This window comes from Parafrigoribacterium soli (assembly GCF_040227235.1).
Taxonomy (GTDB): Bacteria; Actinomycetota; Actinomycetes; order Actinomycetales; family Microbacteriaceae; genus Parafrigoribacterium_A; species Parafrigoribacterium_A soli.
In genome coordinates, this window is sequence record NZ_JBELNZ010000002.1 from 139,269 (window position 1) to 163,208 (window position 23,940).

Genomic DNA, 23,940 nt, shown 5'->3' on the forward strand with positions numbered 1-23,940 from the left:
CTCACGCGGCGAGCGTCTCGCACGCACGCAGACGCGCAACGGCCAGATGCTTACCGGGCAGGTTGCGCCTCCGGTTCATCGCTGCGGCGCAGTCACTCGCTCCAAAATCGCCGAGAGCCATGAGTGCTCTCACTACGCCAGCCTCGAACTGCCCGAACTCGGGACTCGAGCGTGCGATGTCCACCGCGGCCCTCAGCGGCGTCGTCAGCCGAAGTCCGGCGAGGGTGATGACCTCTGCGTCGTTTATGACGACTTCGCGCAGCTCGTGGCGGCTCGACCCCGGCAGACAGACTCGCGCGCCGGAGTCCACGCAGAACTGATGCCTGCCCGGCGGCAGCGCGCAGGCTCCGAGTACCCACGCCGCCGAGAAGCGCTCCGCGATGAGCCTCGGTTGAACGCTCAGTGCGAGAGCACCCGCGCGGTGGAACGCATCGTCAGGCTCATCGATCGGACTGAAGCACTCGGCGACGACGACGAGCTCGCCATCGAGACGTGCCGCATGCAACTCCGCGAGCGGAAGGTCGTTGCAGGAGAGCGTGGGGGAGAGGGCGCGGGATCGGGGTGGCACTCGACCATCGTGCAGGAACTCGTGGCTCCCCGGCTCTGCCCGCACGAAGTTGTGCAGAGGAATGCCCCTGTGGAGGAGCTACCGGGCACTAGCCGAGCGCGTCCAACCACACCTTGCGGGCGTCTAGGGCTTCCTGTGCTTCACGAGCCTTGCGCTCGTCGCCGCTGGCCTTCGCCTCGGCTAGTTCTCTCTCGAGCTTGGCGATGGCATCCTGCAGCTGGCTGGCGAGCCCCTCGGAGCGCGCGATGCGCTCGGGGTTACTCTTCTGCCAGTGCTCATCATCCAGTTTGCGCACCGCGGCCTCGACCTTGCGCAGGCGATCTTCCACCGTACGAACCTTGTCGCGCGGAACCTTGCCAATCTTGTCCCAGCGCTGCTGGATCGAGAGCAGGGTCTCCCTGGCCTTGATCCGGTCGGTCGCCGTGAGCAGCGGTTCTGCTTCGCTGAGCAACGCGAGCTTGAGTTCGAGGTTCGCCGCGAATTCTTCGTTGTCGCGCGCATCAAGCTCGGACTTGGCGGCGTAGAGCGCGTCGCCCGCGAGCTTGAACTTGGCCCACAGGGTGTCGTCGAACTTCTTACCGGCGCGGCCGGCCGACTTCCACTCCTCAAGCAGCGCGCGATAGGCAGGAATGCCCGCGACTCCCTGGGAGGCGAGTGCCTCGGCCTTCTGAACGAGTTCCTGCTTCTTGGCCCTCGCGTCCCGATGCACCGAGTCGAGTTCGGCGAAGAAAGTCTTGCGGTTGGTCTCGATGACGGTGCGCGCTGCGCGGAAGCGCTTCCAGAGCTCGTTGCCCTCACTCTTCGGGAGCCGCGGGCCCTCGGCCTGGTGCTTCTGCCACCGCGCAAAGATGTCGTCGAGGCTCGCACTGAGCTGCTTCCACTGCGCCTTGGCCGGGTCCTGTGCGGCGAGCTTCTCCGCCTCAACCACGAGGGCCTCACGCTCGGCAAGCGCCGCATCCATGGCAGCGCGTGCCTCCGCGGTCTGCTTCTCGGTGAGTTCTCCGACCGCTCCACCGAGCGCATCGAGACGTGCCTGGAGTGAAGCGAGATCGCCCACGGCGTTCGCCGTGGAGATCGTGGCCTTGAGCGAAGCGATGGTCTTCGCGACATCTGCCGCGGCCGTTCCTCGTTTGATGCGCTGCTCGAGCAGCGTCACCTGACCCGCGAGTTCGGTGAACTTGCGCTCGTAATACGCGAGCGCCTCTTCCGCCGTTCCATCGGGGAACTGCCCGACCGCACGTTCGCCGTCCGCCTCGCGCACGAAGACGGTTCTCGTCTCATCAACGCGGCCCCAAGGAGCCTGCTCGTTCGCTGCCACGTGTCTCACCTTGCTGCTCGGGCCACACCTGTCCATGACCGGGGACCAGCCTATTGCACCCCGGCTGAGACGCCGCGGCCCATCGAACCGACTACTTTACGGTCACCGCCGTAATCCTGGTAGCGACCACGGGTGCACCATCGCTCGGATTGCTCGTCGCCGATGAGTTCGCCGCGACGCCCTTCTGGGCGATCTCGGAGATGAGAGAGTCGAGCCCCGTGGTGACCCTGCCGAAGACGGTGTAGCCGCCCGTCGAGGCATCGAGGGTGGTGGTTCCATAGGTGATGAAGAACTGGCTGCTCTGGCTGTATGGGTCGGTGCTGCGAGCCATGGCGATGGTACCCGCGGGATAGACGCCGTCGGCAGGAACGTTCTCGAGCGGACCGAAACTAAAGCCCACGTCTCCCGTGCCGTCGCCATTGGCCGATCCGCACTGGATGAGTTTCGCAGTTTCGCTCGTCGTCAGCCGGTGGCAGGCGCTGCCCTTGGTCGTGTAAAACCCGTCACGCGCGAGTGAAATGAAGACGGAGGTCGCCTGGGGCGCCCGATCTCCGAAGAGTTCGATGCCGAGCTTGACGCTGTTGAGTTCGAGTTCGCCTGTCCACGTGCGGCCCTCGGCGATCGTGGAGGCCGGGACCTTTCCCACGTTGCTGCCGGCCGCCGGGGTGCTGCTCGCGGACGGACTGGCAGTGGCGGATGGAGTCGGTTTCGCGGCAGCCCTGCCCGGCCCGGTGCTGAAGTATGCGACCTGGGTGACGGTGGCGAGAGCGGCGATGATGATGATGCCGGCCACGGCGAAGACGTTGTCGCGACGGCGCCTGCGGACCTGTCGAGCGTGGACGGTCTGACGGGCGTTGTACCGTCGCAGCCGATCGCGTGCCTCGCGTGCCTCTCGCTCGGCATTCTTGCTCGGTGCCACGAATCCTCCGTCGGGTGTCGTCTTAGTCTGGGCAGCAGCGCGGCGCTGTCAGCACCGGCAACTAGCATTGATTCTATGGTGGATGCCCAGCTCGGCCTGCGCGCCGGCGCGACGCCGCTCGCGGTGCGCATGCGCCCTCGAAGCCTCGACGAAGTGGCCGGACAGCGCCATCTGCTGACCCCCGGATCGCCGCTCGTGAGCCTCGCGTCGGACAAGAGTGGCGAGCAGGGCTCGGCCTCGGTCATCCTCTGGGGGCCGCCCGGCACGGGCAAGACGACACTCGCCCAGGCGATCGCGCACAGCTCGGGCCGCAAGTTCGTCGAGCTCTCGGCCGTCAACGCCGGCGTCAAGGACGTGCGCGAGGTGATGGAGGCCGCGATGTCCTCGCGCGACCTCTACGGTGTCTCAACCGTCCTCTTTCTCGACGAGATCCACCGCTTCTCCAAGGCGCAGCAGGACGCGCTCCTGCCCGGGGTCGAGAACGGCTGGGTCATCCTCGTCGCCGCGACCACCGAGAACCCCTCCTTCTCCGTCATCTCGCCACTGCTGTCTCGCTCGCTGCTGCTCACGCTCGAGGCCCTGAGCGACGACGACCTTGGCATCCTCATCGATCGCGCCGTAACCGATCCGCGCGGCCTCGACGACCGCATCGTGCTCGATCCGGAGGCTCGCGCCGCCATCATCCGGCTCGCCTCTGGAGACGCGCGCCGGGCGCTGACCGCGCTCGAGGCCGCCGCGCTGTCTGCGACGTCGACCAGCACGGATGGCAAACCCGTGGTGCTCGCCGAGACCGTGGCCCTCGCGGTGGACCGGGCGCTGCTGCGCTACGACCGCAACGGAGACGAGCACTACGACGTCATCAGCGCCTTCATCAAGTCGGTGCGCGGCTCCGATGTGGATGCCGCACTCCACTACCTGGCACGAATGATCGAGGCGGGGGAGGATCCGCGCTTCATCGCCAGGCGCATCATCGTCTCCGCGTCGGAAGACGTGGGGATGGCCGATCCCCAGGCGCTGCTCGTGGCCATCGCCGCGGCCGACGCGGTGCAGTACATCGGTATGCCGGAGGGGCGCATCCCGCTTGCCGAAGCCGTCGTCTACCTCGCAACAGCGCCGAAGTCCAATGCGGCCTACATGGGTATCGATGCGGCCCTCGCCGACGTGCGTGCGGGCAAGATCGGTCGCGTGCCGAAGCACCTGCGTGACGCACACTACGCCGGAGCGAAACGGCTCGGGCATGGCAAGGGCTACCGCTATTCGCACGATTCCGAGCTTGGTGTCGTGAAGCAGCAGTATCTTCCGGATGCGCTGAGCGGCACGACCTATTACTCGCCGACCGAGCATGGCAACGAGCGCGAGATCAGTGCGCGACTCGAGAAGCTGCGACGAATCATCCGCGGTGAGTGATCCGCGCGCTTTCTGTTAGCATTGACAGGCCTACACGGGTCTTTTGCGCGCGGCTGCTGCGAAAGTCCCGATGGATGGGAAGCGTTCTTTAGCCGAACGGTACCCGCGGCGCATCCCTCTTCTCCGTTTCAGCACAGCTGTGCCGACACACTGCCGAAGACCGATGATTTTGTACCGAAAGGAAACCGTGTCTACCAAGTCACGTACACGTAGCAAGACCCGCCTGTCGCGGGCGTTGGGCATTCCGCTCACCCCGAAGGCGGCAAAGGGATTCGAAAAGCGTCCGTACCCACCAGGGGAGCACGGCCGCACCAAGCGCAAGACCGACAGCGACTACGCCGTGCGACTTCGCGAGAAGCAGCGTCTGCGTGCCCAGTACGGCATCCGCGAGGCGCAGCTGAAGATCATCTTCCAGGAGGCGCGCCGCGCCGAGGGCCTGACCGGTGAGAACCTGGTGGAGCTGCTCGAGATGCGTCTCGACGCCATTCTCGTGCGTTCGGCCATCGCTCGCACCACGGCACAGGCTCGCCAGATGATCGTGCACCGCCACATCCTCGTCGACGGCCAGCGCGTTGACCGCCCGTCGTTCCGCGTGAAGCCAGGCCAGCTCGTTCACGTGCACGCCAAGAGCGAGGGCATGGAGCCATTCCAGGTCGCCGCGGCCGGCGGTCACGTCGACGTTCTGCCGAAGACCCCGGGTTACCTCGAGGTCGAGATCGACAAGCTGCAGGCCCGGCTCGTGCGTCGCCCCAAGCGCGCCGAGGTTCCGGTGACCTGTGAAGTCCAGCTCGTCGTCGAGTACTACGCAGCTCGCTAGTCGGAGCGGTGCCCTGCGGCACCACCCGGCAAACGGGTAGTTTTAGAGCGGGTCGCCCTCGGGCGGCCCGCTCTTTGCGTTCGGTGCGAGGCGTCTGACTCTTCGGGACGCCACGCCGTCACGAAGTAAGCTTGAATTCCGCTATTCGTACACAACACACTCACTCAAGGAGCAGTTGACATGAAGAACATCCTGTGGCTGGTCGTCGGCGTCGGAATCGGGTTCTACGCGGCGCATCAGGTCAACAAGACCCCGCAGGGTCGCGCCTTCTTCGCGGATGTGGACAGCAAGGCCCGCGAGTTCGGTGACGCCGTCATCGAGGGCTACAAGGCGCGCGAGGCGGAGCTCCGCAGTGCGGTCGCAGAGGCCGAGGGCGTCATCGCAGACCTCAGCAGGCGCGGCGACGCGTAAACCACCCCATTCTCGACGGGACGTCGCGCGGCGGCCCATTCATCACTCACACTCAGGACCACATGCAAACCGCTGAAATCCGTCAACGCTGGCTCGACTTCTTCGCGGACCGCGGCCACACGGTCGTACCGTCGGCCTCGCTGGTGAGCGACGACCCGACGCTGTTGTTCACTGTTGCAGGCATGGTCCCGTTCGTCCCCTACCTCACCGGGCTCGTTCCGGCGCCGTACCCTCGCGCCACGAGTGTGCAGAAGTGCATCCGAACGCTCGACATCGAAGAGGTCGGAAAGACGCCACGTCACGGCACCTTCTTCCAGATGAACGGCAACTTCTCGTTTGGCGACTACTTCAAGGAGCAGGCGATCGAATACGCCTGGGAGTTGTTGACCTCGCCCGAGTCGTCGGGCGGCTACGGCTTTGCCGAGAAGGACCTCTGGGTCACCGTCTACAAGGACGACGACGAGGCCTTTGCGCTGTGGCGCAAGATCGCGGGGCTGCCTGAGGAACGCATCCAGCGACTCGACATGGATACAAACTATTGGTCGACGGGGCTTCCCGGCCCCGCCGGTCCCTGCTCCGAGATCTTCTTTGATCGTGGCCCGGAGTACGGTCGCGACGGCGGCCCGGCCACGGATGACGACCGCTATGTCGAGATCTGGAACCTCGTCTTCATGCAGTACCTGCGCGGCGAAGGAGCGGGCAAGAACTTCGAGATCCTCGGTGATCTGCCGAAGAAGAACATTGACACCGGCATGGGACTCGAACGGGTCGCGTTCCTCAAGCAGGGCGTCGAGAACCTGTACGAGATCGACCAGGTGCGCCCCGTGCTCGACCGAGCCGCCGAGTTGGCGGGCAAGCGCTACGGTGCCGTGCACGAAGACGACGTGCGGATGCGCGTGGTCGCCGACCACGTGCGCTCGGCGCTCATGCTCATGTCCGACGGTGTGACGCCGTCGAACGAGGGGCGTGGCTACATCCTGCGCAGGCTCCTGCGGCGCACCGTGCGCTCGATGCGACTCCTGGGCGTGGAGGAGGCGACCTTCGGCGAACTCTTCCCGGCATCCAGGGACGCCATGAAGTCCGCCTACCCCGAGGTCGAGACCGACTTCGACAGAATCGGCCGCCTGGCATACGCGGAAGAGGAGACCTTCCTGCGCACTCTCGCGAGCGGCACGGTCATCCTTGACACGGCCGTCGACAAGACGAAGAAGCAGGGATCCGTTCAGCTCGCGGGCGAGACCGCGTTCCTCCTGCACGACACCTTCGGCTTCCCCATCGACCTCACGCTCGAGATGGCCGAAGAAGCTGGTCTCACCGTGAACCGCAGCGCATTCGACTCGCTCATGGCCGAACAGCGCCGGATGGCGAAGGCCGATGCGAAGGCAAAGAAGACACTCCTCGCGGACCTTTCCGTGTACAGCGCCTTCCGTGCGGCGGGCGAGACATCCTTCACCGGATACGACTACCTCACGACGGACTCGAAGGTGCTCGGCATCATCGTCGACGGCGTCTCGGTCGATCGTGCGAGCGTGGGAGACATCGCCGAGGTCATCCTCGCGGAGACGGCGCTCTATCCAGAGTCTGGCGGCCAGGAGGCCGACGCGGGCAGCATCGTGGGCAAGGGCTTCGAACTCGAGGTGCTCGACGTGCAGCGTCCAGTGAAGGGCCTCATCAGCCACCGCGTGCAGGTGCGCTCCGGTGAGGTCGGAGTCGGTGACGCCGCGACGAGTCTCGTCGACCCGGATTGGCGCCGGGGTGCCACCCAGGCACACTCCGCCACGCATCTCATCCACGCCGCGCTCCGTCAGGTGCTGGGTCCGGAGGCGCACCAGGCAGGGTCGTACAACAAGGCCGGCTACATGCGGCTCGACTTCAACTGGAACAAGCCGCTGTCGCCCGAAACGCGCACCGAGATCGAAGACATCGCAAACGGTGCCATCCGAGAGAACCTCGAGGTGGACACCCGGATCATGCCGCTCGATGAGGCCAGGGCGCTCGGCGCGATGGCGCTCTTCGGGGAGAAGTACGGTGAGACGGTGCGGGTCGTGGACATCGGCGGACCCTGGTCGAGGGAACTGTGCGCGGGTACCCATGTCGGTCGCAGCTCCGAGGTCGGCGTCATCAGCCTCGTCAGCGAGACCTCGGTCGGGTCGACGAACCGGCGCATCGAGTCGCTCGTCGGCATGGAGGCATTCCGCGAGCTCGCGACGGAGCGTGCGATCGTCTCCCAGTTGACGAGCAATCTCAAGACACCCCGCGACCAGCTTCCGGAGCGCATCACCGAACTCGTGGCAAGCCTCAAGGCAGCCGAGAAGCGCATTGCGGAGTTCGAGACCGCGGCCCTCGCCGAGCGCGTTCCTGCGCTGATCGGCCAGGCGACGAGGGTCGGCGATGTGGTGTTCCTCGGAACGCACCTGGGTACCCTCAAGTCTTCGGACGAGTTGCGGGCGCTGGTGACCACGACGCGGTCGCGCCTCGGCAGCGATGCTGCGGTGATCGCGCTGGCGGCTGACGTTGCGGGGAAGCCCGCGGTGATCGTCGCGACCAACCAGGCCTCACGCGATCGCGGCATCCGGGCTGGTGCTCTCGCGAAGACCGCGGCTGCGATCCTCGGCGGAGGAGGCGGCGGCAAGGATGATCTCGCCCAGGGCGGCGGTTCCCGTCTCGATGCCATCCCCGCGGCGATCGACGCCATCCGTTCCGCCGTCGCGGGCTGATTCGTGCGCCCTGGCGTTCGGCTCGGCGTAGACGTCGGCAAGGTGCGCATCGGCGTCGCACGGAGTGATCCCCACGGGATGCTCGCGACGCCGGTGTCCACGGTTGCGCGCGGCACTGGAGATCTCGCTGAACTCCTGCGACTGTGCGCCGAACTCGAGGTCGTCGAGATCATCGTCGGCCTGCCGCTCGCCCTGTCTGGCGCGCACACCGCCTCGACGAACGACGCGAGCGATTTCGCGGCCGCACTCGCTGCCGCTTCGACCGTTCCCGTACGACTCGTGGACGAACGGCTCTCGACGGTATCCGCGCACCAGGCGCTGAGATCCTCCGGCCGAAACTCTCGCAACTCCCGCTCGGTGGTCGACCAGGTGGCCGCCGTTATAATTTTGCAACACGCGCTGGATTTCGAGCGCGGCGCTGGAAATCCGCCCGGCGTCCTGGTCCACTCCGAAGAAGGTTCGAATCGTGGCGAATGAGCCGAGCTGGGACGACATCTTCACCTCCCAACCGGAGGAGCCGTCCGCTGCGGGCGATCCGGGTCCGCAGACCCGTCGCCAGCTCAGGGAGCGCGCGAGCGTCGCGCAAGCAGACCCTCGCCGTCCGAAACCACCGCGCCGACGACTGATCTGGCTGTGGGTGCTCCTGTCCATACTCGTTCTCATCGCTGCCGGCTCGACCTACGTGTGGTTCACTTTCCAGCCGCAGATCAGGCACGTGCTCGGCTGGGAAGAGCCGAACGACTTCACGGGTTCGGGCACCGGGAAGGTCGTCGTCACGGTCAAGAATGGCGAGATCGGGGCGGATGTCGCACGCAGTCTGAAGGATGCGGGAGTGACGAAATCCGTCTCGGCGTTCTACGAGCTGCTGCTGAAGCAGAACCCTCAGGTGGCCTTCCATCCGGGCAGCTACGCGCTCAAGAAGGAGATGAGCGCCAAGGCGGCCCTGGCGGCCATCCAGGACCCCAAGAACAAGGTTGTGACCCGGCTGACGCTGCCCGAAGGCATCACTCTCAAGGGCGTCATTGCGAGGCTCTCAGACCTCAGCGAGGCGACCGGCATCACCAAGGACGAGGTCGCGGCGGCCGCAGCCGACTACAAGAGCTACGGCCTTCCGCCCCAGGCGCCGAGCCTCGAGGGATACCTCTTCCCTGCCACGTACTCCCTCGACCCTGGCCTCTCCGCGCACCAGGTGTTCCAGATGATGGTCGATGAGATGTTCAAGCAGCTCGACGCGGCCGGCGTCGCTCCCGACGATCGCCATCGGGTGCTCACGCTCGCCGCTCTCACCCAGAAAGAAGGCGGCAGCACTCAGGACTTCTACAAGGTCGCACGGGTGTGGGACAACCGCATCGCACAGGGAATGCACCTGCAGTCAGACGCGACCGTGAGCTACGGTTCCGGTGGAACGACCATCTCCACCACCGCGGCCGAGCGCGCCGACAAGAGCAATCCGTACAACACCTACGCCAACCCGGGACTGCCGATCGGCCCCATCTCCAACCCTGGGCAGAAGGCGATCGACGCAACCCTGCATCCGGCCGATGGCCCGTGGTTGTACTTCGTGCTCGTCAATGGCGAGACGGGGGAGACCGTGTTCTCGACGACGGGCGCCGACCACGAGGTCGCGGTCAAGCAGTGGCAGAGCTGGCTGCGCGCGCACCCCGGATTCGACAAGTGAGCGCTACCGGCAACCGCCTCGGCGTGCTCGGCTCGCCGATCTCGCACTCCCGGTCGCCGCTGTTGCACCGGGCAGCGTACGCGGCGCTCGGGCTTCCATGGGTCTATGACGCGATCGACCTCACCGAGGATGCTCTGCCCCAGTTCCTGGCGTCGCGGACCAGCGACTGGCGCGGACTCTCTCTCACTATGCCGCTCAAACGCGCCGTCATTCCCCTCCTCGACAGTGTGGACGCCACGGCAGCCGCAACAGGGGCGGCCAACACGGTGCTCTTCGACGACGTGGCCGGCGAAAGAGCCCTGCGCGGGTTCAACACCGACGTGAACGGCATCGTCGAGGCGTTTCGTGCTGCGGGCGTTCATGAACTGACTTCTGTTCGGCTGCTCGGCTCGGGGGCGACGGCCACATCCGCCCTGCTTGCGGTGTCGCGACTCGGCGCCCGCCAGGTCGACATCTCGGCTCGCACACCGTCGCGGGCCGCTCCGCTCGAGCGACTGGGCGAACAGCTCGGGGTGCGGGTGCGCGTCGAGCAGCTCGGGTCCGGGCGCATTGAGGCACAGGGCGAAGCCGTCATCAGCACCATTCCGCGCGGCGCGCCATCCTCGGTCAGCTTCAGCGAGGAGACCATGCAGGGCAGCCTCCTGTTCGAGGTGACCTACGACCCCTGGCCCACGCATCTCGCATCCGCGTGGCAGAGCGTCGGTGGACGCGTCGTCTGGGGCCTCGAGATGCTGATGCATCAGGCTCTCGGCCAGGTGCGAATCTTTGTCGGCGGAGACCCGGAGGTCCCACTCGACAACGATGTTCGGGTACTCGAAGCAATGCGCGCCAGTATCGCCGCGCACTGAGCCGCCCTCCGCTGTGAGCGATCCGTGCCCCTCGCGCTGTGGGAGGATTCTTACATGCTTCGATGGTTGACCGCAGGAGAATCACACGGCCCCGAACTCGTAGCGATCCTTGAGGGACTGCCCGCGGGCGTCCCGGTATCGCTCGATGGCGTTCGGGAAGACCTCGCGCGGCGCAAGCTCGGCTACGGTCGCGGCGCGCGGATGAAGTTCGAGGAAGACGAGCTGAACTTCTCGGGGGGCGTGCGCTTCGGGCTGAGCATGGGCAGCCCGATCGCCCTGCGCATCGGCAACACGGAATGGCCGCGCTGGGTCGACGTGATGAGCGCGGAGCCCGTTGACCTGGAGACCCTTCCCAAGGGACGTGGAGCCGCCCTGACCCGGCCCCGGCCCGGCCACGCCGATCTCGTCGGCATGCAGAAATACGGCTTCGAGGAGGCGCGCAACGTGCTCGAGCGAGCCAGTGCCCGTGAGACCGCCGCCCGCGTGGCGCTCGGCGCCATAGCCCGCGCCTTCCTCGCCGAACTGGGCATCACGCTCGTGAGCCACACCCTGTCGATCGGAACCGTTCGCGTTCCCGAGGGTGCAGCGCTTCCCGAGCCGACGGATGTCGAACGACTCGACGCTGACCCGCTGCGCTGCCTCGACGCCGCCACCTCGGCTCTCATGGTCGCCGAGGTCGACAGGGCACACGACGACGGCGACACGCTCGGCGGTGTTGTTGAGGTGCTGGCCTACGGTCTGCCACCTGGGCTCGGGTCATACACGCACTGGGACCGCAGGCTCGACTCGCAGCTCGCCGCCGCCCTCATGGGCATCCAGGCGATCAAGGGCGTCGAACTCGGCGACGGATTCCTCACCACGGCGAGGCGCGGCTCAGAGGCGCACGACGAGCTGTTCGAGGCGTCGGATGGCATAACGAGGGCGAGTGACCGTGCCGGCGGCACGGAGGGCGGCATGAGCACCGGCACGGTGCTGCGCGTCCGCGCGGGCATGAAACCCATCTCCACGGTTCCGCACGCGCTGCGCACGGTCGACGTCGCCACGGGTGCGGCTGCCGAGGCGCACCACCAGCGCTCGGATGTCTGCGCGGTGCCCGCCGCGGGCGTCGTCGCCGAGGCCATGGTCGCTCTCGTACTCGCCAACTCGGTGCTCGAGAAGTTCGGGGGAGACTCGATTGTCGAGACGAAACGCAATCTCGACGGCTACGTTGCCGCGATTCCGGATCGGCTGAAGACGGCATCCGCATCAGGGTCGCTGGATTAGATGCCGGGTGACAGACAGGTTCGCGCCAGGCTCGTGCTCATCGGGGCACCCGGCGCGGGCAAGACCCGGCTGGGAAAGCGGGTTGCGCGCTTGCTCGACACGGAATTCGTTGACACCGACAAGCTGATCGTGGCCGAACATGGCGCGATCAGTGACATCTTCGAACGCCACGGTGAAGCTCACTTCCGCATGCTGGAACGCGATGCCGTCGCGCGCTCACTCGAGCGGACCGCGGTCGTGGCGCTCGGCGGCGGCGCCGTGCTCGACCCGGACACCCAGGCCGATCTCGCCGGAGCCCGCGTCGTGCAGCTCACGGTGTCGCCGGATGCCGTGGAGAAGCGCATCGGCGGCGCAAAGCGTCCCTTGCTCAGAGACGGCATCGCCGCTTGGATGCAGCTCGTCGACAGTCGCCGTGAGACCTACGACCGCCTCGCGAGCCGCACTTGGGATACCTCATCCGGTTCCATCGATGACATCGCCGTGGAGATCGCGGACTGGGTGCGGCAGGAGCTGGACGCGGCACAGCGCGAGCACGAAGAGCACGAGCAGCAACAGCACGAGCAAAAGGAGCAGTCAGAGTGACGACAACGACGATCACGGTACCCGGGAACGACCCATACGACGTCGTGATCGGCAGGGACATCCTCGGCACACTACCCAGCCTGATCGGCACGGATGCGAAGAAGGTGCTGATCGTGCACCCGCCGACGCTCGGTGCCAGGGCGAGTGCGCTGCGGGAGAGCCTCAAGGGCGACTACGAGGTGCTCATGGCCGAGATTCCCGACGGCGAGCCGGCCAAGCGCATCGAGGTCGCCGCGTTCTGCTGGCAGGTCATGGGACTCTCCGACTTCACCAGGACGGACGTCGTGATCGGCTTCGGCGGAGGGGCAACGACCGACCTCGCCGGCTTCGTCGCCGCGAGCTGGCTGCGCGGCGTGCGCGTCTTGCAGCTGCCGACCTCACTCGTCGGAATGGTCGACGCCGCGATCGGCGGCAAGACCGGCGTGAACACGGCACAGGGCAAGAACCTCGTCGGTGCGTTCCACGCGCCCGCCGTGGTCCTCGCTGACCTGGACACCCTCGAGGACCTCGGCCAGATGGAGATCCTCGCCGGGTTCGGTGAGGTCGTGAAGTACGGCTTCATCGAACGGCCCGAGATCCTCGACATCATCGAGAAGGATGTCGCGACCGCGACGAATCCCGCGAGCGAGGAGTTCCGACGCATCGTGGAGCTCTCGGTGCAGATCAAGGCGCGCGTCGTGGGAGAGGACTTCAAGGAATCTGGCCTGAGGGAGATCCTCAACTACGGACACACCCTCGGTCACGCCGTCGAATACGCCGAGCGCTACCTGTGGAGGCACGGAGCCGCCGTCGGCATCGGCATGATGTACGCCGCGGAACTCGCACGGCTCGCCGGACGGCTCTCTGACACGATCGTGGATCGCCACCGCAGCATCCTCGAATCGCTGCAGTTGCCGACCACGTATCCGCTCGGCAGGTGGGAGACCCTCCACGGCGTCATGCAGCGGGACAAGAAGACGAGGGGCGGCATGCTCAGGTTCATCGTGCTCGACGACCTGGCGAGACCGACGGTGCTGGCCGGGCCCGATCAGAGCCTGCTGTTCGCTGCGTACCAGGAGATCGGCGCCTGAGGTGCCCTCGGGCGCGGGAGCTATAGGCTCGACAGTCATGAGCAGCATCCTCGTCCTCAATGGACCGAACCTCGGCCGACTGGGCTCGCGCGAGCCGGACGTCTACGGCAGCGGCACGCTGGAGGACCTGCTCCTGCAGCTCGAGCGTGATGCCGCACCCGGTGTCACGATTGACCTGAGGCAGACCAACGACGAAGCCGAACTGATCCAGTGGCTGTATGAGGCCGTCGATTCGGCGACGCCGGTCATCCTGAACCCCGCCGCGTTCACGCACTACTCCTACGCACTTCGGGATGCCGCGGCCCTCGTCACCAAGGCCGGTCTGGTGCTGATCGAGGTGCACATTTCCAACCCGCACGTCCGCGAGGAGTTCCGTCATACGAGCGTCATCTCGGCGGTAGCCACGGGCGTCATCGCGGGCTTCGGATTCGACTCGTACAGCCTCGCGCTCGACGCCATTAATAGAAAACTGGGTTGAACCGGTAAACTTGGCTCCTCGACGCGCCGATTCACGGCAGGCGTTCGATCAATCCCCACATGAACGGATCTGTACTCGTATGGCTTCAACCGCTGACATCAGGAACGGCGTAGTTCTCAACATGGACGGCGGCCTCTGGACCGTTATCGAGTTCCAGCACGTCAAGCCGGGCAAGGGCGGCGCCTTCGTGCGCACCAAAGTCAAGAACGTGCGCACCGGCAAGACGGTCGACCGCACCTTCAACGCGGGCGCGAAGATCGAGACCGAGACCGTCGACCGCAGCGACTTCCAGTACCTGTACAAGGATGGCGACGGCTTCGTGTTCATGGACGTCAGCGACTACGACCAGATCACCCTCACCGAGGCGCAGGTCGGCGACGCAGCAAACTTCATGCTCGAGAACCAGAACGTGACCATCGCGCTGCACAACGGCGAGCCGCTCTACGTCGAGCTGCCCGCATCCGTCGTGCTGGAGATCACCTACACCGAGCCCGGTCTGCAGGGGGACCGCTCGACCGGAGGCACCAAGCCCGCGACGGTCGAGACCGGCTACCAGATCCAGGTGCCGCTGTTTCTTGAGCAGGGCACGAAGGTCAAGGTCGACACCCGCACCGGGGACTACCTCGGTCGCGTGAACGACTGAGCCCCCTCAGGCGAGCGGGAATACCCAGATGAGTGCACGAACCAAGGCGCGCAAGCGCGCGCTCGACCTGCTCTACGGAGCCGACGTGCGCGAGATCTCGCTCAACGCCGCGATAGCCACTGAGGCGGAGCGCGACCGCGAGGACCCGAAGCGCTCGTCGTCGTGGCAGTACGCGCGACAGATCGTCGAGGGAATTGCTGAGCACGGCGACGAGATCGATGAACTGATCGAGACCTACGCGCAGGGCTGGACGATCAACCGGATGCCCGTGATCGATCGCGCGATCGTGCGGATCGGCATGTGGGAGATCCTGTTCAACGACGAGGTCCCCGCCGGCGTGGCGATTTCGGAGGCCGTCGAGGCGGCGAAGTCCTTCAGCACCGAGGATTCTGCCGGCTTCGTGAACGGGCTTCTCGGCCGGGTCGCGCAGACGCGGTCCTGACAGTCCGCTAAGCTAGCCGCACACGACATCCTTTAATTTCCGTCCAGAGAGGCGGGGAAGGAGGTCAGATTGCCCGCACGCATCGTGCTGCAGCAAGCTGATATCACCCGCGCGCTGACTCGCATCTCCCACGAGATCCTTGAGTCCAATCGCGGTTCGGACGGCCTCGTCATCCTCGGTATTCCCACGCGCGGCGTGATTCTCGCCAACCGCGTCGCCGAACAGCTCACCGCGATATCCGGATCGCCCGTCCTCGTCGGATCCCTCGACGTGACGCTCTATCGGGACGACCTGCACCGGAATCCCACCCGCACGCCGGCGCCCACATCCGTGCCGGCCGGCGGCATCGACGGAAAGACCGTCGTGCTCGTCGACGACGTGCTCTATTCGGGCCGCACCATTCGCGCTGCGCTCGACGCCCTCGGAGACATCGGTCGGCCGGGAATCGTGCGGCTGGCGGCGCTCGTCGACCGCGGGCATCGCGAACTCCCGATCCGACCCGATTTCGTGGGTAAGAACCTGCCATCCGCGCAGCACGAGCGCATCAACGTGCGACTGCACGAGATCGACGGCGAGGAATACGTGAGCATTGACGAGGGGAGCGCATCGTGAGGCACCTGCTGAGCACCCGAGACCTCAGCCGCGAGCAGGCTGTCGCCATCCTGGACATCGCCGAGGACATGGCCGACGTCTCCCAGCGCGAGGTCAGGAAACTGCCGACGCTGCGCGGCAAGACCGTCGTGAACCTCTTCTTCGAGGACTCGACCCGCACGCGCATCTCCTTCGAGGCGGCCGCGAAGCGACTGAGCGCGGATGTCATCAACTTCAGCGCTAAGGGCTCGAGTGTCTCGAAGGGCGAGAGCCTGAAAGACACCGCTCAGACCCTCGCGGCGATCGGCGCGGATGCGGTCGTCGTGCGGCACCCGGCCTCCGGTGCACCCGCCGTGCTCGCCGAGAGCGGCTGGATCGACGCCGGGATCGTCAACGCGGGCGACGGCATGCATGAGCACCCGACCCAGGCCCTGCTCGACGCCTTCACGATGCGCCGCAGGCTGCACGGCCCGGCTTCCCGGGGCAAGGCGCTCGACGGGGTGTCGGTCACGATCGTGGGCGACATCCTGCACTCGAGGGTCGCTCGCTCGAACACCTGGCTGCTCGCGACGCTCGGTGCCACCGTGACCCTCGTTGCGCCGGCAACCCTGTTGCCCCTCGGCTGTGCCGAATGGCCGGTCAGCACAGAGTACGACCTCGATACGGCCATCGCCGCGAATCCCGACGTCGTGATGATGCTGCGCATCCAGAGCGAACGGATGCACGCCGCCTACTTCCCGAACGCCCGCGAGTACGCGAGGCAGTGGGGCCTCGACGACGAACGGGCCGCACGCCTCGGCGCCGCTAGCATGGTGATGCACCCCGGCCCGATGAATCGCGGCCTGGAGATCTCCTCCGCGGCCGCCGACTCTGACCGGTCGACCGTGCTGGAGCAGGTCGCCAACGGTGTCTCGGTAAGGATGGCCGTGCTGTACCTCCTGCTCTCCGGCGCTGCGGAGCTGGGCGGATCGCGAAGCGAACCCGCGACCCCAGCATCGACCGACGCGAAGGAGAACTAGCCATGACTGCGATTCTCGTTAGGGGTGCGGCAGGCGTCGACGGGTCTGCCGCCGACATCCTCGTCGACCACGGCGTCATCGGCGCGATCGGAACCGGCCTGTCCGCATCCGGGGCAACGGTCATCGACGCCGACGGGCTCATCGCCCTGCCCGGTCTCGTCGACCTGCACACCCACCTCCGCGAACCTGGATTCGAGCAGAGCGAGACGGTGCTGGGCGGATCGCGCGCCGCCGCTATCGGCGGCTTCACCGCGGTGCACGCGATGGCCAACACCTCGCCGGTGGCAGACACAGCCGGCGTCGTTGAACAGGTGAAGTCGCTGGGCGACGCGGCAGGCTACGTCACGGTTCGGCCGATCGGAGCGGTCACCGCGGGACTGGCGGGGGAGCGGCTCGCGGAAATAGGCGCGATGGCGCGCAGTCGCGCCGGCGTGCGGGTCTTCTCCGACGACGGCAAGTGCGTCTCGGATGCGCTGCTCATGCGCCGCGCACTCGAATACGTCACGACCTTCGGCGGGGTGATCGCCCAGCACGCGCAGGAGCCGAGGCTCACCGAGGGCGCCCAGATGAACGAGGGCACCCTGTCGGGCGAACTCGGACTGGCGGGCTGGCCCTCCGTCGCGGAGGAGGCCATCATCGCGCGCGACGTGCTGCTTGCCGAGCACGTCGGGGCGAGACTGCACATCTGCCACCTGTCGACCGCCGGCTCCGTCGACGTCGTGCGCTGGGCGAAGGCCCGGGGCATCCGGGTGACGGCGGAGGTGACGCCGCACCACCTGCTGCTCACCGAGCAGCTGGCGAGCGGCTACGACTCGCGATTCAAGGTGAATCCGCCGCTTCGGCGCGCCGAAGACGTGCAGGCGCTGCGCGACGGCCTGGCCGATGGCACCATCGACATCGTGGCGACCGACCACGCGCCGCATCCGGTCGAATCGAAGGATTGTGAGTGGGACGCCGCCGCGTTCGGCATGGTCGGGCTCGAGTCGGCACTGTCGGTCGTGCAGGCCTCGGTCGTCGACACCGGCCTGCTCGACTGGTCGGATGTCGCGAGAGTGCTCTCGAGGGTTCCCGCTGAGATCGGTCTCCTCGGTGGTTACGCCGACGGGATCGTCGTGGGCGCCCCGGCGAACTTCACGCTCTACGACGCGACAGCATCCCGCGTCTTTGGTGTGGCTGATCTGAGGGGAAAGAGCAGTAATTCGCCATACATCGGCAGGACGCTCCCCGGGCGCGTGATCGCCACGATCCACAACGGCAGTCCCACCGTGCTCGACGGCGAACTGCTCGACCCGGAACGGGTGGCGCGTGAGGCAGGAGCACAGCATGGATAAGGTCTTTCCCACCGTTGTCGTCGTCGTACTGATCCTGCTGATCTTTGCGGGGATGTTCTTCGGCTGGCGCGCCAGGCAGCGCAGGCAGGCCTCGCTCGTTCGGGCGTTGCCCGTGCCGCGCGACATCGGCGACGAACTGATCAGCCTCGACCTTCTCTACGTCGCGACCACGATCTCTGGGGAGCCGCTGAACCGGGTGACCGTGTCGGGTCTCGGCTATCGGGCCCGCGCATCCGTGACCGTGGCAACGGCCGGCATCGTGCTGTCGCTTGCGGGCGAGCCCGATGCGTTCATTCCCAGGAGCGAACTTCGCGGCGTCGAGCGCGCCACCTGGACCATTGACCGAGTAGTCGAGACCGGCGGACTCGTCTGCCTGACCTGGATGCTCGGAGACACCGCGGTCGACAGTTACCTGCGCGTAGTCCAGCCGCCAGACCCCTCGGCCCTCATCGCGGCCATCGACACGATCGTCGGCCCGGCCGACCAGGAAGGAAGTCTCTAGTGCTCACCACAGACCCAGCCGTACTCGTTCTCGAGGATGGCAGCCGATACGGCGGCCGAGCATACGGAGCGCGCGGTCGAACGCTGGGTGAAGCAGTGTTCGCGACCGGCATGACCGGCTACCAGGAGACCATCACCGACCCCTCCTACGCGGGGCAGATCGTGCTGATGACGGCGCCGCACATCGGCAACACGGGCGTCAACGAGGTCGACAGGGAGTCGTCGAGGATCTGGGTTGCCGGCTTCGTCGTGCGCGACCCCTCCAGGGTCGTGTCGAACTTCCGCGCCACCAACAGCCTCGATGCCGACCTGGTCGAGCAGAACATCGTCGGGATCAGCGGCATCGACACCAGGGCGGTCACGCGCCGGCTGAGGGACAGCGGCGCGATGCGCGCAGGCATCTTCTCCGGTGCGGATGCCGCGCTTGCGGCAGACGAGCAGCTTGCGATCGTCCGCGGCTCGGCCGAGATGACGGGCCTCAACCTGTCCGCACAGGTCTCCACCGCGCAGGCCTTCACGATTCCCGCAGAGGGCGAGCGGATCGGGTCGGTCGCCGTGCTCGACCTGGGTGTGAAGGCATCCACACTCAACTACCTCTCGGCGCGTGGCTTCGACGTGCATGTCCTCCCGCAGAAGGTCACGATCGACGAGCTGCTCGCGATCGAACCGAGCGCCGTCTTCTATTCGAACGGACCGGGCGACCCCGGCGCATCCGATGCCCATGTGGAACTGCTGCAGGCGGTACTTCGACGCGGGCTCCCCTTCTTCGGCATCTGCTTCGGCAACCAGCTGCTCGGGCGCGCGCTCGGCTTCGGTACATACAAGCTCCCGTTCGGTCACCGCGGAATTAACCAGCCGGTGGTCGACAGGGCGACGGGCCGGGTGGAGATCACCTCCCACAATCACGGCTTCGCGGTCGACGCTCCGATCGACGGCGTCACGGAGTCGCCCGCCGGTTTCGGGCGGGTCGAGGTGAGCCACGTCAACCTCAACGACAACGTGGTCGAGGGACTCAATGCCCTCGACATCCCCGCGTTCTCCGTGCAGTACCACCCTGAGGCCGCTGCCGGACCACACGATGCGAACTACCTCTTCGACCGGTTCCGCGACCTGGTGCTCGCTCAGCGCGCGGAAACGAATTCGAACCCGACCAGCGAAAGTGACAAGTAATGCCGAAACGCGAAGACATCAATTCCGTCCTGGTCATCGGCTCCGGTCCGATCGTCATCGGACAGGCCTGTGAATTCGACTACTCGGGAACCCAGGCCTGCCGCGTGCTGCGCGCAGAGGGCGTGCGCGTCATCCTGATCAACTCCAACCCGGCGACGATCATGACCGATCCCGACTTCGCCGACGCGACCTACGTGGAGCCGATCACCTGGCAGGTGATCGAGTCGATCATCCAGAAGGAGAAGCCGGACGCGATCCTGCCGACCCTCGGCGGCCAGACTGCGCTGAACGCGGCCATCGAGCTGCACGAGCACGGCATTCTCGAGAAGTACGGCGTGGAACTCATCGGCGCCGACTTCGACGCCATCCACCGCGGCGAGGACCGGCAGGTCTTCAAGGAACTCGTCATCGAGTGCGGCGCGGAGGTCGCGCGCTCGCACATCGCGCACACCGTGGACGAGGCGCTCGGCTTCGCGGAGGACCTCGGGTATCCGCTCGTCATCCGCCCCTCGTTCACCATGGGTGGGCTCGGGTCTGGCTTCGCCTACACGCCGGAGGACCTCATCCGCATGGTCGGCGACGGCCTGCACCAGAGTCCGACCACCGAGGTGCTCCTCGAGGAGTCGATCCTTGGCTGGAAGGAATACGAGCTCGAGCTCATGCGCGACAACGCCGACAACACCGTTGTCGTCTGCTCGATCGAAAACGTCGACCCGGTCGGAGTGCACACGGGCGACTCGATCACCGTCGCACCGGCGCTCACCCTCACCGACCGCGAGTACCAGAAGCTGCGCGATATCGGAATCGACATCATCCGCGCGGTCGGCGTCGACACCGGTGGGTGCAACATCCAGTTCGCGATCGACCCGGTGGACGGTCGCGTCATCGTGATCGAGATGAACCCGCGAGTGTCGCGTTCTAGCGCTCTCGCCTCGAAGGCCACGGGCTTCCCGATCGCGAAGATCGCGGCCAAGCTCGCGATCGGCTACCGCCTCGACGAGATCCCGAACGACATCACGAAGGTCACCCCGGCGAGCTTCGAGCCGACGCTCGACTACGTCGTCGTCAAGGTTCCCCGCTTCGCCTTCGAGAAGTTCCCCGCCGCAGACCCGACGCTCACGACCACCATGAAGTCGGTCGGCGAGGCCATGGCGATCGGACGCAACTACTCCACCGCGCTGCAGAAGGCACTGCGTTCGCTCGAGAAGCGCGGATCCAGCTTTCACTGGACGGGCATCCCGGGCGACAAGGATGCGCTGCTGGAACTGGCAAAGACCCCGACCGACGGGCGCATGGTCACCGTGCAGCAGGCGCTGCGTGCGGGCGCCACGGTGGAAGAGGTCTTCGACGCGACCGCGATCGACCCCTGGTTCATCGACCAGGTCGTGCTCATCAACGAGGTCGCCGACACGGTCGCCTCGTTCGCGCCGCTCGACGCCCAGCTGTTGAGGCTCGCGAAGGACCACGGATTCAGCGACGCGCAGATCGCCGAGCTTCGCGGGATGGAGGAGGAGGAGATCAGGTCGATCCGGCATTCCTTCGGCGTGCGTCCCGTGTACAAGACGGTCGACACGTGCGCGGGGGAGTTTCCCGCCCTCACGCCGTACCACTACTCGAGCTACGACGAGGAGACCGAGGTCGCGCCGAGCGATCGCCGCAAGATCGTCATCCTCGGGTCCGGTCCCAACCGCATCGGGCAGGGCATCGAGTTCGACTACTCGTGCGTCCACGCGTCCTTCGCCCTCTCGGATGCCGGGTACGAGACGATCATGGTCAACTGCAATCCCGAGACCGTGTCGACCGACTATGACACCTCGGACCGCCTGTACTTCGAGCCACTGACGCTCGAGGACGTGCTCGAGATCATCCACGCCGAGAGCCAGAGCGGCGAACTCGTCGGGGTGATCGTGCAACTCGGCGGACAGACCGCGCTCGGGCTCGCCAAGGGCCTGAAGGCGGCGGGAGTCCCCATCCTGGGCACGACGCCCGAGGCGATCGATCTCGCGGAGGAGCGTGGGCTCTTCCAGGGCATCCTGGACCTCGCCGGCCTCACCGCGCCGCGCAACGGCACGGCCACCGACTTCGCCCGAGCCCTCGAGGTGGCCGAGGAGATCGGCTATCCAGTGCTCGTGCGGCCGTCTTACGTGCTCGGCGGTCGCGGCATGGAGATCGTCTACGACGGGCCATCCCTTGAGGACTACTTCCGCAGGATGGACGGCCAGGGAATCATCGGCCCGTCGCATCCGCTTCTCGTCGACCGCTTCCTCGACGACGCGATCGAGATCGACGTCGACGCCCTCTTCGACGGCGAGCAGCTCTACGTCGGCGGGATCATGGAGCACATCGAGGAGGCCGGAATCCACTCGGGTGACTCGAGCTGCACCCTTCCTCCGGTGACCCTCGGCAGGGAGCAGCTGGAACGCGTGCGCAGGGCGACCAGGGCGATCGCCGACGGAATCGGAGTGCGCGGCCTGCTCAACGTGCAGTTCGCGATCGGCGCGGGAGTGCTCTACGTGCTCGAGGCGAACCCGCGCGCGTCGAGGACGGTGCCGTTCGTCGCGAAGGCGACCGGAACGCAGATCGCGAAGGCGGCCGCGCGCGTCATGGCCGGTGCCAGCATCGCCGAACTCATGGACGAGGGGATGCTGCCGCGCCACGACGGTGCGATCGTGCCGATGGATTCGCCCGTGGCTGTCAAGGAGGCCGTGCTGCCGTTCAAGCGCTTCCGCACCAAGGAGGGCAAGATCATCGACTCGATCCTCGGCCCGGAGATGCGCTCGACCGGCGAGGTCATGGGCATCGATGCGGACTTTCCGCGCGCCTTCGCGAAGAGTCAGCAGGCCGCGGCCGTGCGGCTCCCACAGAGCGGCAGCGTGTTCGTGTCCGTCGCCGACCGCGACAAGCGCGCCATCGTGCTGCCGGTACTGCGCCTGCAGCAGCTCGGGTTCCGCATCCTCGCCACGCTCGGCACCGCCGAGGTGCTCAGCCGCAACGGCATCGCCGCCGAGCTCGTGCGCAAGTATGACCAGGGTGAGGCATCGCGGCAGAACGAGCCGTCGATCGTCGACCTGATCAACAACGCGGAGGTCGACATGGTCATCAACACCCCGAGCGGCCGCAGCGCGCGAGCCGACGGCTATGAGATCCGCGCCGCAGCGGTGGCGGCCGACCTTCCGCTGTACACGACGATCGCCCAGGTGGGAGCCGCCGTGGCCTCCATCGAGTCGTTGCGCGAGGGCTTCGCGGTGAAGTCCCTGCAGGACTACGCGACGGATCGTGCGGCCCGACTGGAACAGCTGGCGTGAGCACGAGTTTCGGGGCCCGACTGGCCGAGGCGTTCGACGCTCGAGGGCAGCTGTGTGTCGGCATCGACCCACACCCGTTCCTGCTTGAGGACTGGGGCCTCCAGAACACGCCGGCCGGGCTCCGAGAATTCGCGCTGAAGGTCGTGGATGCCGCTGCCGCACAGGTCGCGATCGTCAAGCCCCAGGTCGCGTTCTTCGAGCGGCACGGAGCGGCCGGCTATCTCGTGCTGGAGGAGGTCATCACCTCCGCTCGCGCGGCAGGACTCCTCGTGATCGCCGACGTGAAGCGCGGTGACGTGGGCAGCACGGTCGAGGCGTACGCGCAGGCCTGGCTGGCCCCCGGCAGTTCCCTCGAGGTCGACGCGATGACGGTATCCGCCTACCAGGGCGTCGACTCGCTCGGCGCTCCGATCGCACTCGCCCACGCGGAAGGCAAGGGCCTGTTCGTGCTCGCTGCCACCTCCAACCCGGAGTCGTTCGAGCTGCAGCGCTCCATCGTGCAGAGCGGGCCCACTGCCGGAGCGACGGTCGCGGCGAGTATCGTCGAAGAGGTGGCGACCATCAACGAGCGAGACCGCCTTGGGCAACTCGGCTCGATCGGACTCGTGCTCGGTGCGACAGTGAACCTCGACAGCTACGGCATCGCCCTAGAGCGGCTGTGCGGCGCGGTCGCTACCCCCGTTCTCGCGCCCGGCTTCGGCCATCAGGGCGCGAGCTTCGAACAGTTGGGCACCCGATTCGGCCCCGCCGCAGCCCACGTGGTCGTGAGCGCGTCACGCAGCATCCTCTCCGCCGGTCCTGGCGGAATCGCCGCAGCGGTACGTTCCCAGGCTGCAGAGGTGGCGCGGTGGCGCGGATAGAT

Annotated in this window: 23 protein-coding genes; 20 read left to right on the forward strand and 3 right to left on the reverse strand. The window is 66.6% G+C overall.

Annotated elements, in window-relative coordinates; genetic code table 11:
- Position 1: 1 nt before the first annotated feature.
- The 3 genes from ABUA37_RS04875 to ABUA37_RS04885 form a co-directional block, all read right to left on the reverse strand.
- Positions 2-568: a hypothetical protein gene (locus tag ABUA37_RS04875; RefSeq protein ID WP_349898004.1), complete on the reverse strand. Its 567-nt coding sequence runs from the start codon at positions 566-568 to the stop codon at positions 2-4.
- Between the two features lie 88 nt (positions 569-656).
- Positions 657-1,886 carry a DUF349 domain-containing protein gene (locus ABUA37_RS04880; RefSeq protein ID WP_349898006.1) on the reverse strand — a complete coding sequence of 410 codons (1,230 nt, stop codon included), beginning with the start codon at positions 1,884-1,886 and terminating at the stop codon, positions 657-659.
- 91 nt (positions 1,887-1,977) lie between these two features.
- The gene (locus tag ABUA37_RS04885; protein WP_349898007.1) at positions 1,978-2,805 is read right to left on the reverse strand and encodes a peptidylprolyl isomerase; all 828 of its coding nucleotides are present in this window, start codon (positions 2,803-2,805) and stop codon (positions 1,978-1,980) included.
- A gap of 75 nt (positions 2,806-2,880) precedes the next feature.
- Here ABUA37_RS04885 and ABUA37_RS04890 point away from each other — a divergent pair, with 75 nt between their 5' ends.
- The 20 genes from ABUA37_RS04890 to pyrF all read left to right on the forward strand — a co-directional run bounded on the left by ABUA37_RS04890 (position 2,881) and on the right by pyrF (position 23,938).
- Positions 2,881-4,212: a replication-associated recombination protein A gene (locus ABUA37_RS04890; protein WP_349898008.1), complete on the forward strand. Its 1,332-nt coding sequence runs from the start codon at positions 2,881-2,883 to the stop codon at positions 4,210-4,212.
- Between the two features lie 163 nt (positions 4,213-4,375).
- On the forward strand, positions 4,376-5,029 hold the full coding sequence (gene rpsD / locus ABUA37_RS04895) for a 30S ribosomal protein S4 (protein ID WP_325517700.1): 654 nt from the start codon (positions 4,376-4,378) through the stop codon (positions 5,027-5,029).
- Positions 5,030-5,209: 180 nt separating this feature from the next.
- Positions 5,210-5,440, forward strand: coding sequence for a hypothetical protein (locus ABUA37_RS04900; protein ID WP_349898009.1), 231 nt, complete (start codon positions 5,210-5,212; stop codon positions 5,438-5,440).
- Between the two features lie 62 nt (positions 5,441-5,502).
- Positions 5,503-8,157 (forward strand): alanine--tRNA ligase, encoded by a 2,655-nt coding sequence (gene alaS / locus ABUA37_RS04905; protein ID WP_349898010.1) that lies wholly within the window; start codon positions 5,503-5,505, stop codon positions 8,155-8,157.
- Between the two features lie 3 nt (positions 8,158-8,160).
- The gene (ruvX, locus tag ABUA37_RS04910; protein ID WP_349898011.1) at positions 8,161-8,634 is read left to right on the forward strand and encodes a Holliday junction resolvase RuvX; all 474 of its coding nucleotides are present in this window, start codon (positions 8,161-8,163) and stop codon (positions 8,632-8,634) included.
- On the forward strand, positions 8,624-9,835 hold the full coding sequence (mltG, locus tag ABUA37_RS04915) for an endolytic transglycosylase MltG (protein ID WP_349898012.1): 1,212 nt from the start codon (positions 8,624-8,626) through the stop codon (positions 9,833-9,835). The genes ruvX and mltG overlap by 11 nt, the downstream gene beginning before the upstream one ends.
- Entirely contained in the window at positions 9,832-10,683 is an 852-nt protein-coding gene (locus tag ABUA37_RS04920) for a shikimate dehydrogenase (protein ID WP_349898013.1), read from the forward strand. Before mltG ends, ABUA37_RS04920 begins: the two co-directional genes overlap by 4 nt.
- A 54-nt stretch (positions 10,684-10,737) precedes the next feature.
- Positions 10,738-11,946 carry a chorismate synthase gene (gene aroC / locus ABUA37_RS04925; protein WP_349898014.1) on the forward strand — a complete coding sequence of 403 codons (1,209 nt, stop codon included), beginning with the start codon at positions 10,738-10,740 and terminating at the stop codon, positions 11,944-11,946.
- The gene (locus ABUA37_RS04930; protein ID WP_349898015.1) at positions 11,947-12,528 is read left to right on the forward strand and encodes a shikimate kinase; all 582 of its coding nucleotides are present in this window, start codon (positions 11,947-11,949) and stop codon (positions 12,526-12,528) included.
- On the forward strand, positions 12,525-13,598 hold the full coding sequence (gene aroB / locus ABUA37_RS04935; protein WP_349898016.1) for a 3-dehydroquinate synthase: 1,074 nt from the start codon (positions 12,525-12,527) through the stop codon (positions 13,596-13,598). The genes ABUA37_RS04930 and aroB overlap by 4 nt, the downstream gene beginning before the upstream one ends.
- 37 nt (positions 13,599-13,635) lie before the next feature.
- A complete protein-coding gene (locus ABUA37_RS04940) occupies positions 13,636-14,076 on the forward strand; it encodes a type II 3-dehydroquinate dehydratase (RefSeq protein ID WP_349898017.1) in 441 nt (146 codons plus the stop codon).
- A gap of 79 nt (positions 14,077-14,155) precedes the next feature.
- Positions 14,156-14,719 carry an elongation factor P gene (gene efp, locus ABUA37_RS04945; RefSeq protein ID WP_349898018.1) on the forward strand — a complete coding sequence of 188 codons (564 nt, stop codon included), beginning with the start codon at positions 14,156-14,158 and terminating at the stop codon, positions 14,717-14,719.
- A 28-nt stretch (positions 14,720-14,747) separates the two neighbouring features.
- Positions 14,748-15,161, forward strand: a complete 414-nt coding sequence (gene nusB, locus ABUA37_RS04950) for a transcription antitermination factor NusB (RefSeq protein ID WP_349898019.1) — start codon at positions 14,748-14,750, stop codon at positions 15,159-15,161.
- A 69-nt stretch (positions 15,162-15,230) separates the two neighbouring features.
- The gene (gene pyrR, locus ABUA37_RS04955; protein ID WP_349898020.1) at positions 15,231-15,773 is read left to right on the forward strand and encodes a bifunctional pyr operon transcriptional regulator/uracil phosphoribosyltransferase PyrR; all 543 of its coding nucleotides are present in this window, start codon (positions 15,231-15,233) and stop codon (positions 15,771-15,773) included.
- Positions 15,770-16,771 carry an aspartate carbamoyltransferase catalytic subunit gene (locus ABUA37_RS04960; RefSeq protein ID WP_349898021.1) on the forward strand — a complete coding sequence of 334 codons (1,002 nt, stop codon included), beginning with the start codon at positions 15,770-15,772 and terminating at the stop codon, positions 16,769-16,771. The genes pyrR and ABUA37_RS04960 overlap by 4 nt, the downstream gene beginning before the upstream one ends.
- 2 nt (positions 16,772-16,773) lie before the next feature.
- Positions 16,774-18,102, forward strand: a complete 1,329-nt coding sequence (locus tag ABUA37_RS04965; protein WP_349898022.1) for a dihydroorotase — start codon at positions 16,774-16,776, stop codon at positions 18,100-18,102.
- Positions 18,095-18,604 carry a PH-like domain-containing protein gene (locus ABUA37_RS04970; protein WP_349898023.1) on the forward strand — a complete coding sequence of 170 codons (510 nt, stop codon included), beginning with the start codon at positions 18,095-18,097 and terminating at the stop codon, positions 18,602-18,604. Before ABUA37_RS04965 ends, ABUA37_RS04970 begins: the two co-directional genes overlap by 8 nt.
- A complete protein-coding gene (gene carA, locus ABUA37_RS04975) occupies positions 18,604-19,773 on the forward strand; it encodes a glutamine-hydrolyzing carbamoyl-phosphate synthase small subunit (protein WP_349898024.1) in 1,170 nt (389 codons plus the stop codon). Before ABUA37_RS04970 ends, carA begins: the two co-directional genes overlap by 1 nt.
- The gene (carB, locus tag ABUA37_RS04980) at positions 19,773-23,078 is read left to right on the forward strand and encodes a carbamoyl-phosphate synthase large subunit (protein ID WP_349898025.1); all 3,306 of its coding nucleotides are present in this window, start codon (positions 19,773-19,775) and stop codon (positions 23,076-23,078) included. Before carA ends, carB begins: the two co-directional genes overlap by 1 nt.
- A complete protein-coding gene (gene pyrF / locus ABUA37_RS04985; protein WP_349898026.1) occupies positions 23,075-23,938 on the forward strand; it encodes an orotidine-5'-phosphate decarboxylase in 864 nt (287 codons plus the stop codon). The genes carB and pyrF overlap by 4 nt, the downstream gene beginning before the upstream one ends.
- Positions 23,939-23,940: the final 2 nt, after the last annotated feature.